Below are 15,342 nucleotides of genomic sequence, written 5' to 3' on the forward strand. Positions count from 1 at the left end.
GCACAGGCGGGGTGGACCGATGGCGCCGGAGGTGTGGGTGTGCACAACCGTGCTGTCAAAGTGCGCGCCAGCCGGGCGCGGCCCCCAGCGCGCGCGCGGACAGGCAGGATCGGCGTCATCACTGCGCGGCGCAGGACCCCGGGGGAGACATCTCTGGCGGCCGGGGTCTATTTCACTGTATTGCGGGAGGTGGGGCTAAGCGGTTTTTGCAGGGGCGGACCCCAATCCGGTGCGCCCGCTGCAGCTCCGGGACAGGGATATTTGAGCCAAAAAGAAACTGGCGGTTTTGCGGGTTTGAAGGGGTGCGGAACGAGGTGTCTTTGATGCAGGAGTCTGCGCCCGCCGCCTCCCCCGGGGCAGGCGCAGGATTCAGCCCGGTGCAAAGTATAAAGGCGGGCGGATTTACATCGGTTTGATTTGTTTCACAGGTGCTGGCCCCGCTGCGTTATTTGCTTTTGCGGGGTTTGAACGGCGCCATGCCGGCGCGGGCCAACTCGTCCGCGCGCTCATTTTCCGGGTGGCCGGCGTGGCCTTTGACCCATTCCCAGGTCACTGTGTGGCGCTGTTGTGCCGCGTCAATACGTTGCCAGAGATCGACGTTTTTCACCGGTTTTTTACTGGAGGTGCGCCAGCCGTTTTTCTTCCAGCCGAAAATCCAGCTGGTGACGCCGTTTTTCACATAGGCGCTGTCGGTGACGATGGTGATCGAAGAGGGGCGCTCCAGCGCTTCCAGCGCATTGATTGCCGCCAGCATTTCCATCCGGTTGTTGGTGGTATCGGCCTCGCCACCTTTTAATTCGCGTTCTTTGACGACTTTGCCACCTTCTTTGGCCTGCATCAGCGCGCCCCAGCCGCCGGGGCCGGGATTTCCGGAGCAGGCGCCGTCGGTATAGGCATAGAGATCGGTCATGGGCAGTCCTTTGGGTGGCGGCGGCAGGCGTCAGGTGTGGGTCTCAGGTGTACGTGGTCAGGCGAGCGCGGTCACGATGCTGAGCGCGCTCAGCCCGGTGATAAGGCAACGGGCGCCAAGCCACCAGCGCGGCGACAGTTTTAACTGCCAGTAAAACCCGTCCAGCAGCAGCAGCGCCAGCAGCCCGTAAAGCAGGCTGGTGAGGTCAGTGAGCCAGACAAAGGCCCAGAGCGCCGGCAGCAGTGCCGGCAGGTAAGCGAACGGCGCCAGCCGGGCCCGGGCCAGGGTGGCAAAGGCCAGATAGACTCCTGACATCAGCGCCAGCAACAGCCTGCCGTAATCTTTCATCAGATCGGGGCCGTGGCTCCAGTTGGGCACCGTGTCAGCAAGCAGGTCCCAGGCAGGCAGGCCCAGGACCATCGCGGCGCCATAAAAAAACGGCAGGCCCGTGATCAGCATCAAAGCCAGGGGCAGGCGCGGGATGCGCGGGAAAAAATAGCTCATTGCGGATCCGCTACCGCGGCGGAGGTTTTTGCGGCGCTGGGGTCCATCGGGTCGGGTGTCACCGGTGCGGTTTTTACGGAGCTGATTTTTGCCGCGGAAAGTGCGATCCAGTCGCTGGTGCTGCCGTCGAGGCCTTTGTCGCTGCCAGTGCTGGCTTTGCCCGGGCTGAAGCCCGCGGCGGTGAGCAGGGCGCGCAGCTCGTCTTCCTGGTAATAGCTGTAGAACCGGCCAAGGCTGTCGCGGGTTTCGCCCTCGCCCAATTTCAGCGCCAGCGCAAACTGACCTGCAGGTCTTAAGGCAGTGTGGATGGCGCGCAGCAGCGTCGGCATCTGGGCGCGGGGCGCGTGCAACAGGCTGAAATTTGCCCAGACCGCATCATATTCCGCCTGTGACTGTAGCTCTTCAAAGCTCGCCTGCCAGGGGGTGACGCCAGGGTGGCGGGCGGCGCGGGCAATCATTTCGGCAGAGGCATCCATCGCGGTGACCTGAAAACCACGCGCGGCCATACGTGCCGCCGCGCGGCCCGGGCCGCAGCCAAGATCCAGCACATGACCGCCGGCAGGCAGCGTGTCGAGAAAACGCTCGAGCAGCGGCATTGGTTTGCTGGCATCGGCCAGTGCCGCATAATCGCCGGCTTTGTCATTGTAGATCCGGATGGTTTCTGCGTCCTGGCTCATGGTGTCCCCTTCATCGCTGCAGTCTTGCGGAGTTCTCATTCTGCGGCGGTCAGGCCGGTTGGCGCAGGGCGCGCGGCACTTTGAACTCAATATTTTCCTGGGCGGTTTCGACGATTTCCACCGTCACGTCAAACCGGGCGCGGAAGGCGTCGATCACCTCATCCACCAGCACTTCGGGCGCGGAAGCCCCGGCGGTGATACCAACGGACTTAATGGTGGCCAGCGCGCGCCAGTCGATGTCCGTGGCGCGCTGTACCAGCTGGGCATAGGCGCAGCCGGCGGCGCTGCCGACTTCGACCAGGCGTCTCGAGTTGGAGGAATTCGGCGCCCCGATCACCAGCAGCGCCTCAATTTTCGGGGCGATGGATTTCACCGCCATCTGGCGGTTGGTGGTGGCATAACAGATGTCTTCTTTATGCGGGCCGATGATGGCGGGGAAACGCGCGCGCAGGGCGGCAATGATCTCGATTGTGTCATCCACCGACAGGGTGGTCTGGGTGATGAAAGCGATTTTTGTCGCGTCCCGCACCTCGAGCCCGGCCACGTCAGCGGGTGTTTCCACCAGCAGCACATCGCCGTCGGGCAGTTGCCCCATAGTGCCGATGGTTTCGGGGTGGCCGTCGTGGCCGATCATCACCACCTGCAACCCGGCAGCGGCGTGGCGTTCGGCTTCATTGTGGACTTTGGTCACCAGCGGGCAGGTGGCGTCGACAAAGATCATGTTGCGGCGTTCGGCCTCGGCGGGCACCGATTTGGCGACGCCATGGGCGGAAAAGATCACCGGCCGGTCATCAGGCGCGTCGGCGAGCTGTTCGACAAAGACGGCGCCCTTGTCGCGCAGCCCGTTCACCACGAATTTGTTGTGCACGATTTCATGGCGCACATAGACCGGCGCGCCCCATTTATCGAGCGCCATTTCGACGATCTTGATGGCACGGTCGACGCCGGCGCAGAATCCGCGCGGGGCGGCAAGATACAGGGTGAGCGCAGGCAGGGTCATAGGGGCACCGGTTGTGAAGGTTGGGGCTGTTGTAACCAGCCGCGCGCGGCGCGTCTATCTCTGAGCGCAAAGCAATGCTGTGCGCTGGCAGAAACGGGGGCTTTTGCCAGCAGTGCGGGCGGCGGCGGCGGGCGCGTGCCGGGCGCAAGTACATATTTGCGCTGGTGTCGCCGGTGCTGGCGGCGGTGCCGCCGGGATGCCGGCCGCGACGGTCCGGGCCGGGGGATCCGGTGTTGATCCTCTGTCGGCCCTGTTTTGAGCCACTGTTGATCCGTTGATCCAATGTGGCGCCGGGGGGGCAGTGTGGCGAAAGGCACAAAAAAACCGGACCCTGCAGAGGGCCCGGTTTTATGTCTGCGCGCTGACCGTGAGTGGCACGGGGCGGCGCGCATCTATTTAAGCTGATATGATCATCGTGGCGTTGAAATAAGCTGCGTTGATCTCAGCGGTGGGGGCCTCAGGAGGTTGTTGCCTCATAGGAGGATTCGCCTTCGCGCGGTTCGCGGGGCGGCCGGCCAATTACGTCTTTGAGTTCGTCCAGTTCGATAAAGTTATCGGCCTGGCGACGCAGCTCATCGGCGATCATGGGGGGCTGGCTGCGGATGGTGGAAACCACCGACACACGCACGCCCTGGCGCTGCAGTGATTCAACCAGTGGACGGAAGTCGCCGTCGCCGGAAAACAGCACGATGTGGTCCACATGTGGCGCCAGCTCCATGGCATTGACCGCAAGCTCAATATCCATGTTGCCTTTGACTTTGCGGCGGCCCTGGGAATCGGTGTATTCCTTGGCGGCTTTGGTCACCATGGTGAAGCCGTTGTAGTTGAGCCAGTCCACCAGCGGGCGAATGGGCGAATATTCGTCATTTTCCAGCAACGCGGTGTAATAGAAAGCGCGCAGCATTTTGCCACGGCGGATGAATTCCTGGCGCAGCAGCTTGTAGTCGATGTCAAAACCCAGGGCTTTGGCAGCCGCGTAAAGATTCGAACCATCGATGAACAGCGCCAGCCGTTCGTCTCTGTAGAACATATTTGATCCTTCCAATAATATCGTTGCGCCAGCCCTTTCCGTGAGTGGGAGTGTGGGTTTAGACAGGGCTTGCGAACGGGTTTCAAAATAAGGAAATTATAGCATGCCGCAAGCTGATAGCCGCCAAAATACCGATGTTTGCGCTATTTTGGCACTGGGTGCCAACATTCCGTCGGCGCAGGGCGGCCCTGACCTGACCTTAAGGGTGGCTCTCCTATACTTAGAGAAGGGCGGCGTGCGTTTTGACGCGGTCAGCCGATTCTATAATACACCCTGTTTTCCGGCGGGTGCGGGGCCGGATTATGTGAATGCGGCGGTGCGGATCCGCTGGGCCGGCAGCGCGGCGGAGCTGCTGGCGCTGCTGCATGAGGTGGAAGCGGAGTTGGGGCGGGAACGCAAACAGCGCTGGGGGGTGCGCGTCGCGGATCTGGATCTGATTGCCTTTGGTGACGCGGTCGCGCCGGACCGGGCGGTCTGGCAGCACTGGCATGATCTGGACCCGGCACTGCAAAGCGAAGTGGCGCCGCAGCAGCTGATTCTGCCGCATCCACGGCTGCAGGAACGTGCCTTTGTGCTGATCCCGGCGGCGGATGTGGCGCCGGACTGGCGTCACCCGGTGCTGGGGCTGACAATCACTGAAATGCGCGATGCATTGCCTGAATCGCTGCGCGCAGAAGTCGTGCCGATGAAAATTCCTGCGCAGAGCACCGGAAACTAACACGTTTTCACGCTTGCCACTGCCTGTGGAACTGCCTAAAAGAGCACTTCCACATCTCCCTTGCAAGGATGGAGTCGTTTATGGCCCGCGTTACGGTTGAAGATTGCGTTGATAAAGTACCGAACCGGTTTGAACTGGTTATGCTGGCGGCCCACCGGGCCCGCGAGATTGCAGCTGGTTCTGCACTGACCGTTGAGCGTGACAACGACAAAAACCCGGTTGTGTCGCTGCGCGAGATCGCAGATGAAACACAGCTCGCGGTTGATCTGCGCGAGCGGATGATCGAATTCAATCAGACCCAGATCGAAGTCGATGAGCCGGAAGAAGATTCCATGGCTCTCTTGATGGGTGCTGAGGCGGACAAACCCGCTGAGGACGACATGTCTGAAGAGAAACTGCTGCGCGCGCTGATGGAAGCGCAAGGGCAGCAATAAGGGCAGTCGCCCCAAAACGGAGCTTGCGGACCGAATGATCGACGTCGAAGACCTGATCGCGCTGGTCCGCAACTACAATCCCAAAACCAATGTGGAAATGCTGCGCGAAGCCTATGCTTACGGGCGGGAGATGCACAGTGGCCAGACGCGCCAGTCCGGTGAGGAATATTTCACCCACCCGGTGGAAGTGGCGGCGATCCTTACTGAGCAGCGGCTGGATGATGCCAGTATCATCACCGCGCTGCTGCATGACACCATTGAAGACACCCGTTCGACCTATGGCGATATTTCCAATCGCTTTGGCAATGAGGTGGCTGAGCTTGTGGATGGTGTCACCAAGCTGACCAATCTGCAGCTGTCCTCGAGTGAGACCAAACAGGCGGAAAATTTCCGCAAGCTGTTCATGGCAATGTCCAAGGACCTGCGGGTCATTCTGGTCAAGCTGGCCGACCGGCTGCACAATATGCGCACCATCAAGTCGATGAAGCCGGAAAAGCAGGTGCAGAAGGCACGCGAGACGATGGATATCTTTGCGCCGCTGGCCGGTCGAATGGGTATGCAGTGGATGCGCGAAGAGCTGGAAGATCTGGCCTTCCGGGTGCTGAACCCGGACGGGCGCAATTCGATCATCCGCCGTTTTATCACGCTGCAGCGCGAGACCGGCGATGTGGTCAAGCGCATTACCGATGACATTCAGACCGAGCTGGGCGCGGAGAGCATTACTGCGGATGTGTTTGGCCGTGCCAAAAAACCCTATTCGATCTGGCGTAAGATGGAAGAAAAGGGCCAGAGTTTCTCGCGCCTGTCCGACATCTACGGCTTTCGCATCATCTGCGAGAGCGACGGGGACTGCTACCGGGTGCTGGGCGCGATCCACCGGCGCTGGCGTTCCGTGCCGGGCCGGTTCAAAGATTACATCAGCCAGCCGAAGTCCAACGGCTATCGTTCGATCCACACCACGGTGTCGGGGCGCGATGGCAAACGGGTGGAAATCCAGATCCGCACCCGTCAGATGCATGAAGTTGCCGAAAGCGGTGTGGCGGCGCACTGGTCGTACCGCGATGGTGTGCGGGCACAAAACCCGTTTGCAGTCGATCCGGCGCGCTGGATCGCCCAGCTGACCGAACGGTTTGAAGCCGCTGAGGATCACGGCGAGTTTCTGGAAAACGTCAAGCTGGAGATGTATTCGGACAAGGTGTTCTGTTTCACCCCCAAGGGCGAGGTGGTCAAGCTGCCCAAGGGTGCAACACCGCTTGATTTTGCCTATTCGATCCACACCCGTATCGGTGACAGCTGTGTCGGGGCCAAGGTGGACGGGGTGCGGGTGCCGTTGTGGACCCGGTTGAAAAACGGCCAGTCGGTGGTGATTCTGACCGCCGAAGGGCAGCGGCCACAGGCGGCCTGGATTGAGATCGTCGCCACCGGCCGGGCCAAGGGCGCGATCCGCAAATCTCTGCGCGAAGAGAACCGCGAGCGCTATATCAAGCTGGGCCGCGAGCTGGCGCGGGTCGGGTTCGAACATATTGGCAAAAAAGCCACCGACAAAGCGCTGTCTACCGCCTCCAAGCAAATGGGGCTGGGCGAGGGCGAAGAACTGCTGGCGCGTCTGGGCTCGGCTGAAGTCAATGTGCGCGATGTGGTGCGGGCGCTGTATCCGGAGCTGGACGTCCGGGGCGACGAAGTGGACGCGAAAAGCGCGGTTCTGGGGCTGGATGCCGGCGAACAGCCGCACCGGGCGCAATGTTGTCAGCCCTGTCCCGGCGAGCGCATTGTTGGCATCAGCTACCGCGGTCAGGGCGTGTTGATCCACGCCATCGACTGTGCGGCGCTGGAGGAATTTGAGGACCAGCCGGATCGCTGGATCGACCTGCAGTGGCACTCGGGTCAGCATGCGGCGGTGCATGCGGTCAGCCTGGCCGTGACCATTTCAAATGATGCGGGCGTTCTCGGGCGTATTTGCACGTTGATTGGCGAACAGAAAGCGAATATCTCGGACCTGAAATTCCGCGATCGTAAGCCGGATTTTTACCGCATTATCATAGATGTGGAATTAAGAGACCTGGAACATCTTCACGCAGTCATGCTTGCTCTGGAAGCCGAAAGTGACGTGGCGCGCGTCAGACGCATCCGGGATTTAGACCGCCGGCCCTGATCGGGGCCATTCAAGGAGCCTTTGCGCTGTGTTTAAACGCCGCATCAAAAAATCATGGCTGATCAGCGCCGGGCATGCGATCTACCCACCGGGCGGCTGGGCGCGGGCGCTGCATTACATGAAGCACCGCATGCACCGTCTGCCCGATTCCCCGGAGCGGATCGCGCGCGGTGTTTTTGCCGGCGCCTTCACCGTGTTCACGCCGTTTTACGGGCTGCATTTCCTCACCGCTTTCCTGATCACCAAAGCGATGCGCGGCAATCTTCTGGCGGCGCTGACGGCGACTTTTATTGGCAATCCGCTGACGTATTTCCCCATTGGGGTGGTCGCACTCAAGACAGGTCACCTGATGCTGGGCACCGAATATGCCCCGGGGGATGAGCGCTCGCTGCTGGCAAAATTCAACGGCGCCGGCCAGGATCTGTGGCATAATTTTTTCGCCATATTTACTGATAGCACCGCCAATTGGGACAATCTGACAGCGTTCTGGCATGACGTGTTTTTCCCCTATCTGGTGGGGGGGATTGTACCGGGCGTGATCCTCGGCATGATCAGCTATTATTTCTCACTGCCGGTAATCCGGGCCTATCAGAAACGGCGGCGCAATAAGTTGCGCGTGAAACTGGCCGAATTGCAGCGCATTGCCACAGTTAAGGCAGACGGCGCACGCGAGGACGGGTAATCTCGCGACGAATCGTTGCAGGAGTGCTTTATGACATCCGTTGAAAAACTGCGCCTTGGCGTGAACATTGATCATGTCGCGACGCTGCGCAATGCGCGCGGCGGCGCCTTGCCGGATCCGTTGCGCGCGGCGCAGCTGGCGCAGAATGCGGGGGCCGACGGCATCACCGCCCATCTGCGCGAAGACCGGCGCCATATTCTGGATGCGGACATTGACGGGCTGATGGCTCTGTTGCAGGTGCCGCTGAATTTTGAATGCGCGGCCACCGATGAAATGCAGGCGATTGCGTTGCGCCACAAACCCCACGCGGTCTGTATCGTGCCGGAAAAACGCGAGGAACGCACCACTGAGGGCGGGCTGAACGTGGCGGCAGACGAAAACAAGCTGGCGGATTTTATCGCGCCGCTGCGCGAGGCCGGCAGTCGGGTGTCGCTGTTTATCGGCGCCGAAGAGGGCCAGGTCAGATCAAGCGCGCGCATTGGCGCCGCAGTGATCGAGCTGCACGCCGGTGCGTATTGCGATTTCCATGCGGAGGGCCGCTTTGTCGAGCGCGATAACGAGTTAAAACGCCTGGCCGACATGTGCACCCTGGGGCATTCTCTCGGGCTGGAAGTGCATGTGGGCCACGGGCTTACCTTTGACACGGTGAAACCCGTCGCGGCTTTGCCGGAGGTGCGGGAGCTGAACATTGGTCATTTCCTGATCGGTGAGGCGGTGTTTATGGGGCTGCCCGCAGCGATTGCAGAAATGCGGCGTCTGATGGATGAGGCGCGGGCGTGATGGGTTATGAAACGGCATTGATCCTGGCCGGTTGGGCGCTGATGGCCGCCAGCCCGGGTCCGGCTAGCCTGTCGCTTGCCGGCACGGCGATGCAGGGCGGGCGCGGTGCCGGGTTGGCGCTCGCCGCCGGGGTGCTGACCGGGTCTGCCGCCTGGGGCCTGGCCGCGGCGCTGGGTCTGTCGGCGGTGATGATGGCCAATGTCTGGCTGTTTGAAGTGGTGCGCTATGCCGGGGCCGCCTATCTGAGTTTTCTGGCGCTGAAATCGCTGCGCTCGGCTCTGTCAGCCAAGGGCGGTCTGGCCGCAAAAGTGGTCAGCGGCAGCCGGGCGCGCATTTTCCGCCGGGGTCTGTTCATCCACCTGACCAATCCAAAGGCGGTGCTGGCCTGGGGCTCGATCTATGCGATCGTTTTGCCGTCGGGTGCGGCACCGGGCGAAGTCTGGGTCTGGTTTGCGATGCTGGTGGGCACTTCGGCTTCGGTGTTCCTGCTGTACAGCCTGCTGTTTTCGACCCGCAAAGCCCTGCAGGTCTATACCGGGCTGCGGCGCTGGTTTGAGAGCGTGTTTGCGCTGTTGTTTGGCGCCGCCGCGGTGAAAATTCTGACGGCGCAGCTGACATGATCCTGGGCATCGGCACAGATCTGGCCAATATTGAACGTATCGCCGGCACGCTTGAGCGCTTTGGTGACCGGTTCAAAAACCGGGTCTTTACCGATGTGGAACGCGCCAAGTCTGAGCGGCGCCGCGATGTGGCCGGGACCTATGCCAAACGCTGGGCAGCCAAGGAAGCCTGTTCCAAGGCGCTTGGCACCGGGCTCGCGATGGGGATTTCCTGGCGGGATATGGCGGTGAGCAATCTGCGCACGGGGCAACCGGTGATGCAGGTCACCGGCTGGGCGGCGGAACGGCTTGCGGACATGACACCGGAGGGCCACGAGGCCATCATTCATGTCACCCTGACCGACGATCATCCCTGGGCTCAGGCCTTTGTGGTGATTGAAGCGCGGCCCATTGCCGCCAAATGACGCCGCACGCCGCCTGAAAGGGCGCAGGCGCTTGACTCCGGGCCTTAGCCTGAGCATGTAGCTTTAAACCCAAACACCCGAGGCAGGAAATTATGGCTGAAGAGCAGGACGTCATGGCTGAGAAAAAAGACGGCATCGGAGAGACCATCAAAACGGTGGTCTATGCGCTGTTGATTGCCGGTATATTCCGCACCCTTTTCTTTCAGCCGTTCTGGATTCCGTCAGGCTCAATGAAAGAAACCTTGCTGATCGGGGATTTCCTCTTCGTCAACAAGATGGCCTATGGTTATTCGCAATATTCCTGCCCCCTTGGGCTGTGCCCGGTCACCGGCCGGATCCTGGGCTCTGAGCCGGACGTGGGCGATGTGGTGGTGTTCCGCCACCCGGTCAATGGCAAGGATTATATCAAGCGTCTGATCGGCCGGCCCGGCGATAAGATCCAGTTGAAAGACGGCATCGTCTATATCAACGGTAAAGCCGCGCCCCAGCGCCCGGATGGCCAGTTTGAAGAAGTGATGGAAAGCCAGGGATCGCTGGGCGGAACGCCGGCCTGTGAAAACGGCCTGGTGCAGGATGGCGAGATCTGCAGCAAGACCCGCGCCATTGAGACCCTGCCAAACGGGGTAGAACATGCGGTGCTGAACATCCGCGATCAGCGGGCGGACAATACACCAGTGTTCTCGGTGCCCGCCGGCAATTATTTCTTCATGGGGGACAACCGCGACAATTCGGTCGACAGCCGCTTTTCCCAGCAGGGTGGTGGTGTCGGGTTTGTGCCGTTTGAATATATCATTGGCCGGGCGGACCGGATTATGTTCTCCTCAGCCGGGTCTTCGCTGCTGTACTTCTGGACCTGGCGCAAAGACCGGTTCTTTAAGGCCGTTAACTGAACGGGATGCGCCTGTTCTCCTCACTCCGGCGCCTGTTTCAGCTGCACGGGACGGCGTCGCGCAGGGAGTTCATCCTGGTCACGCTGATCTTTGCTGTGCTGCTGATCGTGGCCGTGCGCGGCGAGCGCATGATCTACCCGGTCGGCAGCCTGCGCTTTTCGGTGGCGCTTGGCGGGCTGATGTTGCTGCCCTTTGCCTCGGTGCTGGTGCGGCGGCTGCATGACACCGGCCGCTCTGGCAACTGGGCGTTTGTGGTGCTGGTCCCCGGGTTGGGCATCGTTCTGCTGCTGGTTCTGGCGCTGATGCAGGGGCACGGGCGGCTGGCCTATCGCTGGCCGGATCAGATGGCGCATGGCGTGACGCAGGCTGTGCTGGCAGTTGTTGCTTTCAGCGCGCTGTCTCAAATGTCGTATTCGCCCTATATTGTCATGACCGGCAGTATGAAATATACGCTGCTGCCTGGTGATGTCGTCCTGTTGTCACGCCTGTCTGCAGCGGTTCCCGTTGCCGGTGATGTGATTGCATTCCGCCATCCCGGCCGGGCCGGTGATACGGTCGGCCGTGTGGTGGCCGGGCCCGGTGACCGGGTGCAGATGAAAGACGGCGTTTTGAGCGTCAACGGGGTGGCTGCTGCGCAGCGCCCCGATGGGGTGTTTGAAGAGCCAATGGAGAAACAAGGTCCGGTGAGTATATTGCCAGTATGTGAAAACGGCGTGGTTGGTCTGGGCGCGGTCTGTGCCAAGTCCCGCTATGTCGAAACCCTGGCCGGTGGCGCCCGGTATGGCATCCTGAACATCCGCGACACAAGCGCGGACCGCAGTGCTGAAGTCACTGTACCTGCGGGTCAGTATTTCGTATTGGGGGACAATCGGGACAATGCGCGCGACAGCCGGTTTTCCACGGGCATGGGCGGCGTCGGGTTTGTGCCGGCGGAGATGATTACCGGACGGGTGGTCCGGGTGTTGTTTTCCTTTGCCGGCACCAACCCGTTTCAATTCCGGACCTGGCGGTCCGCACGTTATCTGGAGGCTGTGAATTGAAAATCGCGGCAGATCTGAAGGACTTTGAGACCCGTCTGGGCTATCGGTTCAAAAATCCGGAACATCTGATCAATGCGGTGACGCATTCGTCGATTTCCTCGGCAACACGGCCGGACAATCAGCGGCTGGAATTTCTGGGCGACCGGGTGTTGGGGCTGGTGATTGCGGAAGCCATGTTCCTCGCAGAAGGCCGGGCCTCTGAGGGGCAGATGGCGCCGCGTTTTAATGCGCTGGTGCGCAAGGAAACCTGTGCTCAGGTGGCGCGGGATCTTGACCTGGGGGCGGTCTTGAAACTGGGCCGCTCGGAGATGATGTCCGGCGGGAGGCGTAAAGAAGCGCTGCTGGGCGACGCGATGGAGGCAGTGATCGCCGCCATTTATCGCGACAGTGATTTTGACACCGCCCGTAAAGTGGTTCTGAACGTGTGGGGCGCGCGGGTCCACAATGTTGAAGACGATGCCCGCGACCCGAAGACGGCGCTGCAGGAATGGGCTCAGGCCCGCCGGCAGCAGCCCCCGAAATACACTGTCGTGCACCGTGATGGTCCCGACCATGCGCCGGTATTCACCATCGAGGCCCTGTTGGCCTCCGGTGAATCTGAGCGCGCAACAGCGCCGGCGAAACGCCAGGCTGAACAAGCCGCCGCTGAGGCGCTTTTGAAAAGAATGGAGGCCATGTGATGGCTGAAGATAACGCTGAAAACGGCGCAGAGAACGAAGCTGAGAACAAAGTTGAGACCACCGCGCAGAGCACGGCAGCGACCCCGGCAGAAGCGCCTGAAAACGCTCCGGTTGATAGCACCGCGGGTTTCATCGCCCTGATTGGCGAGCCCAATGCCGGTAAATCGACGCTGCTGAACCGGATGGTCGGCGCCAAAGTGTCGATCGTCACCCACAAGGTACAGACCACACGGGCGCGAATCCGCGGCGTGGCGCTGGAAGGCAAAGCGCAGCTGATCTTTGTCGACACGCCAGGCCTGTTCCGGCCGCGCCGGCGTCTGGACCGCGCTATGGTGAAAGCGGCCTGGTCCGGCGCAAGCGATGCCGATGTTGTGGTGCTGATGGTGGAAGCGCACCGGGGCATCACTGAAGGGGTAGAGATCATTCTTAAGGCGCTGAACGAGAAATCCGGCAAAAAAAGAGTGGTGCTTGCGATCAACAAGATCGACAAGGTGAAATCGGACGTGCTGCTGGCGTTGACCCAGAAGCTGAACGAAAGATTCCCGTTCGCCGAGACCTTTATGATTTCGGCGGAAAAGGGCTTTGGCGTCAAAGATCTGCGCGAATGGCTGGCGGCCAAGATGCCAAAAGGGCCCTGGCTTTACCCGGAAGATCAGATCTCAGATCAGCCGATGCGGATGATCGCCGCCGAAATGACCCGGGAAAAACTGACGCTGCGCATGCATCAGGAACTGCCCTATCAGCTGACGGTTGAGACCGAAAACTGGCAGGAGCGCAAAGACGGCTCGGCCCGCATTGACCAGATCATCTATGTGATGCGCGACGGCCATAAGGGCATCATTCTGGGCAATAAGGGTGAGACCATCAAAGGTATCAGCCAGGCGGCACGCCTTGAGCTGGAGGAGTTTCTGGGCCGCAAGGTGCATCTGTTCCTACAGGTAAAGGTGCGTCCGAACTGGCTGGAAGAATCCGAACGCTTCACCGAGATGGGCCTGCGGTTCAAAGATGGCAATGAATGAGCCGTCTGACGGCTGAATTCTGGGTGAAGGCGTATTTAACCCGCCTTCGCCTGATTGACGTGCCGGCCTTTGTCACCGCAAAGGGCGACGCCACTGCCGGCGCGGTGTTTGTGAAGCTGAACACGCTGGATGGGGCCGCAAAGCTGTTTCAGCGCCAGTATGACCTGATGAGCGGGCAACGCGAATGGCAGGTTCTGGCGGAAGGTGTGGAACGCGATGTAGACGCCGCTGTGACGCGGCAGCGCGGTTTTGATCCGGATCTCTGGGTGATTGAGGTCGAGGACCGCGAGGGTCGGCATTTGCTCGACCAGCCGGGGCTGAGCGACTAGGCTCGCCCGATGGAATGGCGGGATCAGGGTGCAATTTTATCGGTGCGCAAGCACGGGGAGACCTCAGCGATTGTTGAGGTGTTCACCGGGATGCATGGCCGGCATTCCGGCGTGGTGCGCGGCGGCATCAGCCGCAAACTGACGCCGGTGCTGCAGCCGGGCTCGCAAGTGGAGGTGACCTGGCGGGCGCGGCTTGAGGATCATCTGGGCACATTCGTGGTGGAACCGGTGCGCAGCCGCACTGCTGCGGTGATGAACGACCGGCTGGCGCTGTCCGGGCTGAACGCGATCACTGCCATGCTGCGGTTTTGCCTGCCGGAACGCGAGCCTCACGCTCAGGTCTATGCCGGATCCATACAGCTGCTGGACATGCTTGGGGTCTCGCGAGACTGGGTGCTGGCCTACCTGCGCTGGGAGCTGATGTTGCTGGAAGAAATGGGCTTTGCGCTGGATCTCAGCCGCTGTGCGGTGACCGGCAGCTTTGATGATCTGATCTATGTCTCGCCCCGCACCGGCCGCGCCGTCAGCCGCGCGGGCGCCGGCGACTGGGCGGACAAGTTGCTGCCGCTGCCGCTGTGCCTGTTGGGGCAGGGCGGCGCGGAGACCGGCGAGCTGTTGCAGGGGCTCACCACCACCGGGCATTTCCTCAACTTGCTGGCACAGGATCTGGGCAACCGGCCTTTGCCGGACGCGCGCAACAGGTTTATTGATCTGCTGGCGCGAACTGAACGGGACTAATTCTGCTGCCAAAACAACCGCTTTCATGGCGGCAAGCTGCTGACAAAACTCTGCGCTGTCATGGCTAACTGAGTAGGAAACGCGCCGCGGTTTCTTTTTGGCGCAAATATCCTCGCCGAAGGCCAGAGTCTTATTCCGCTGCCTGCGGCTGTACCGCACCGGCACCAGATCACCGCAGCACAAGCACCGCTTAGCTCTGTGCTGAGCCATCACCAGATGGCGTCACCACGTGCCACATCCTCCGGAAGAATATGGCACTGGTGACATGGGCTGATTACCAACCGTTTTCAGTGCGGGTGACGACATTGGCCCCGGTGGCGGTGAGAGTGTCGCCTGCAAAAGCTTTGACATGGCCGGAGAAGGTTTTAAAGAAGTCCTGGGACTGCAGGTGTTTCAGCGTGTCCTGGCTGTCCCAGTGGCCCCAGTGGATGCGGCTGACACCGTCGTCCGCCACCGCGACCTGGTAGGCAAACCCTTCAGCTGTGACCGGGTCGGCGGCAATGGCGGCGAGAAAATCATCAATGGCAGCGCGCCAGGGGGTCTCATTGCCGGAATATTGATAGGTGATGGTGATGCAGCGCATGGCGGCCTCCAGTTCATTTAACATATAGGTTAAATAATATAGGGAGGGCGGCGTTAAGCGCAAGGGGCGGGCGGAAAATTCTGTGCGCGCGGTCCGGGCTGGCGCGCCGTAACGGCCGGGGCCGGGCTAAAAGTGAGGCAGGCGGGCACTGT

General features: G+C 61.0%; 19 protein-coding genes. 13 read left to right on the forward strand and 6 right to left on the reverse strand.

What is annotated here, in order from left to right; translation table 11 throughout:
- Positions 1 to 445 precede the first annotated feature (445 nt).
- The 5 genes from rnhA to DWA01_RS21725 form a co-directional block, all read right to left on the reverse strand.
- Entirely contained in the window at positions 446 to 910 is a 465-nt protein-coding gene (gene rnhA / locus DWA01_RS21700) for a ribonuclease HI (protein ID WP_114287904.1), read from the reverse strand.
- A 57-nt stretch (positions 911 to 967) separates the two neighbouring features.
- Positions 968 to 1,414 carry a DUF3429 domain-containing protein gene (locus DWA01_RS21705; RefSeq protein ID WP_114287905.1) on the reverse strand — a complete coding sequence of 149 codons (447 nt, stop codon included), beginning with the start codon at positions 1,412 to 1,414 and terminating at the stop codon, positions 968 to 970.
- Positions 1,411 to 2,091 (reverse strand): class I SAM-dependent DNA methyltransferase, encoded by a 681-nt coding sequence (locus DWA01_RS21710; RefSeq protein WP_114287906.1) that lies wholly within the window; start codon positions 2,089 to 2,091, stop codon positions 1,411 to 1,413. Before DWA01_RS21710 ends, DWA01_RS21705 begins: the two co-directional genes overlap by 4 nt.
- Positions 2,092 to 2,140: 49 nt before the next feature.
- The gene (ispH, locus tag DWA01_RS21715) at positions 2,141 to 3,091 is read right to left on the reverse strand and encodes a 4-hydroxy-3-methylbut-2-enyl diphosphate reductase (protein WP_114287907.1); all 951 of its coding nucleotides are present in this window, start codon (positions 3,089 to 3,091) and stop codon (positions 2,141 to 2,143) included.
- 457 nt (positions 3,092 to 3,548) lie between these two features.
- Positions 3,549 to 4,121, reverse strand: coding sequence for a LabA-like NYN domain-containing protein (locus DWA01_RS21725; protein WP_114287909.1), 573 nt, complete (start codon positions 4,119 to 4,121; stop codon positions 3,549 to 3,551).
- A 103-nt stretch (positions 4,122 to 4,224) separates the two neighbouring features.
- Here DWA01_RS21725 and folK point away from each other — a divergent pair, with 103 nt between their 5' ends.
- From folK to recO, 13 genes are all read left to right on the forward strand, one after another.
- Positions 4,225 to 4,839 (forward strand): 2-amino-4-hydroxy-6-hydroxymethyldihydropteridine diphosphokinase, encoded by a 615-nt coding sequence (gene folK / locus DWA01_RS21730; RefSeq protein ID WP_114287910.1) that lies wholly within the window; start codon positions 4,225 to 4,227, stop codon positions 4,837 to 4,839.
- A gap of 80 nt (positions 4,840 to 4,919) precedes the next feature.
- On the forward strand, positions 4,920 to 5,273 hold the full coding sequence (rpoZ, locus tag DWA01_RS21735) for a DNA-directed RNA polymerase subunit omega (protein ID WP_114287922.1): 354 nt from the start codon (positions 4,920 to 4,922) through the stop codon (positions 5,271 to 5,273).
- Between the two features lie 34 nt (positions 5,274 to 5,307).
- A complete protein-coding gene (locus DWA01_RS21740) occupies positions 5,308 to 7,425 on the forward strand; it encodes a RelA/SpoT family protein (RefSeq protein ID WP_114287911.1) in 2,118 nt (705 codons plus the stop codon).
- 28 nt (positions 7,426 to 7,453) lie between these two features.
- Positions 7,454 to 8,107, forward strand: a complete 654-nt coding sequence (locus DWA01_RS21745; protein WP_235008664.1) for a DUF2062 domain-containing protein — start codon at positions 7,454 to 7,456, stop codon at positions 8,105 to 8,107.
- A 30-nt stretch (positions 8,108 to 8,137) separates the two neighbouring features.
- Positions 8,138 to 8,887 (forward strand): pyridoxine 5'-phosphate synthase, encoded by a 750-nt coding sequence (locus tag DWA01_RS21750; RefSeq protein ID WP_114287912.1) that lies wholly within the window; start codon positions 8,138 to 8,140, stop codon positions 8,885 to 8,887.
- The gene (locus DWA01_RS21755) at positions 8,887 to 9,507 is read left to right on the forward strand and encodes a LysE family translocator (RefSeq protein WP_114287913.1); all 621 of its coding nucleotides are present in this window, start codon (positions 8,887 to 8,889) and stop codon (positions 9,505 to 9,507) included. Before DWA01_RS21750 ends, DWA01_RS21755 begins: the two co-directional genes overlap by 1 nt.
- Positions 9,504 to 9,911 (forward strand): holo-ACP synthase, encoded by a 408-nt coding sequence (acpS, locus tag DWA01_RS21760; protein ID WP_114287914.1) that lies wholly within the window; start codon positions 9,504 to 9,506, stop codon positions 9,909 to 9,911. Before DWA01_RS21755 ends, acpS begins: the two co-directional genes overlap by 4 nt.
- 92 nt (positions 9,912 to 10,003) lie before the next feature.
- A complete protein-coding gene (lepB, locus tag DWA01_RS21765; protein WP_114287915.1) occupies positions 10,004 to 10,801 on the forward strand; it encodes a signal peptidase I in 798 nt (265 codons plus the stop codon).
- A 5-nt stretch (positions 10,802 to 10,806) separates the two neighbouring features.
- The gene (gene lepB, locus DWA01_RS21770) at positions 10,807 to 11,841 is read left to right on the forward strand and encodes a signal peptidase I (protein WP_114287916.1); all 1,035 of its coding nucleotides are present in this window, start codon (positions 10,807 to 10,809) and stop codon (positions 11,839 to 11,841) included.
- On the forward strand, positions 11,838 to 12,521 hold the full coding sequence (gene rnc, locus DWA01_RS21775; protein ID WP_114287917.1) for a ribonuclease III: 684 nt from the start codon (positions 11,838 to 11,840) through the stop codon (positions 12,519 to 12,521). The genes lepB (DWA01_RS21770) and rnc overlap by 4 nt, the downstream gene beginning before the upstream one ends.
- Positions 12,521 to 13,540, forward strand: a complete 1,020-nt coding sequence (gene era, locus DWA01_RS21780) for a GTPase Era (RefSeq protein ID WP_114287918.1) — start codon at positions 12,521 to 12,523, stop codon at positions 13,538 to 13,540. Before rnc ends, era begins: the two co-directional genes overlap by 1 nt.
- Entirely contained in the window at positions 13,537 to 13,869 is a 333-nt protein-coding gene (locus DWA01_RS21785) for a DUF1491 family protein (RefSeq protein WP_114287919.1), read from the forward strand. Before era ends, DWA01_RS21785 begins: the two co-directional genes overlap by 4 nt.
- Positions 13,870 to 13,878: 9 nt before the next feature.
- Positions 13,879 to 14,607 carry a DNA repair protein RecO gene (gene recO, locus DWA01_RS21790; RefSeq protein ID WP_114287920.1) on the forward strand — a complete coding sequence of 243 codons (729 nt, stop codon included), beginning with the start codon at positions 13,879 to 13,881 and terminating at the stop codon, positions 14,605 to 14,607.
- 274 nt (positions 14,608 to 14,881) lie between these two features.
- Here recO and DWA01_RS21795 read toward each other — a convergent pair whose 3' ends face one another.
- Positions 14,882 to 15,190 carry a hypothetical protein gene (locus DWA01_RS21795; protein ID WP_136057807.1) on the reverse strand — a complete coding sequence of 103 codons (309 nt, stop codon included), beginning with the start codon at positions 15,188 to 15,190 and terminating at the stop codon, positions 14,882 to 14,884.
- Positions 15,191 to 15,342 lie beyond the last annotated feature (152 nt).

Origin of the sequence: Candidatus Halocynthiibacter alkanivorans (genome assembly GCF_003333265.1) — a bacterium.
GTDB classification, from domain to species: Bacteria; Pseudomonadota; Alphaproteobacteria; order Rhodobacterales; family Rhodobacteraceae; genus Halocyntiibacter_A; species Halocyntiibacter_A alkanivorans.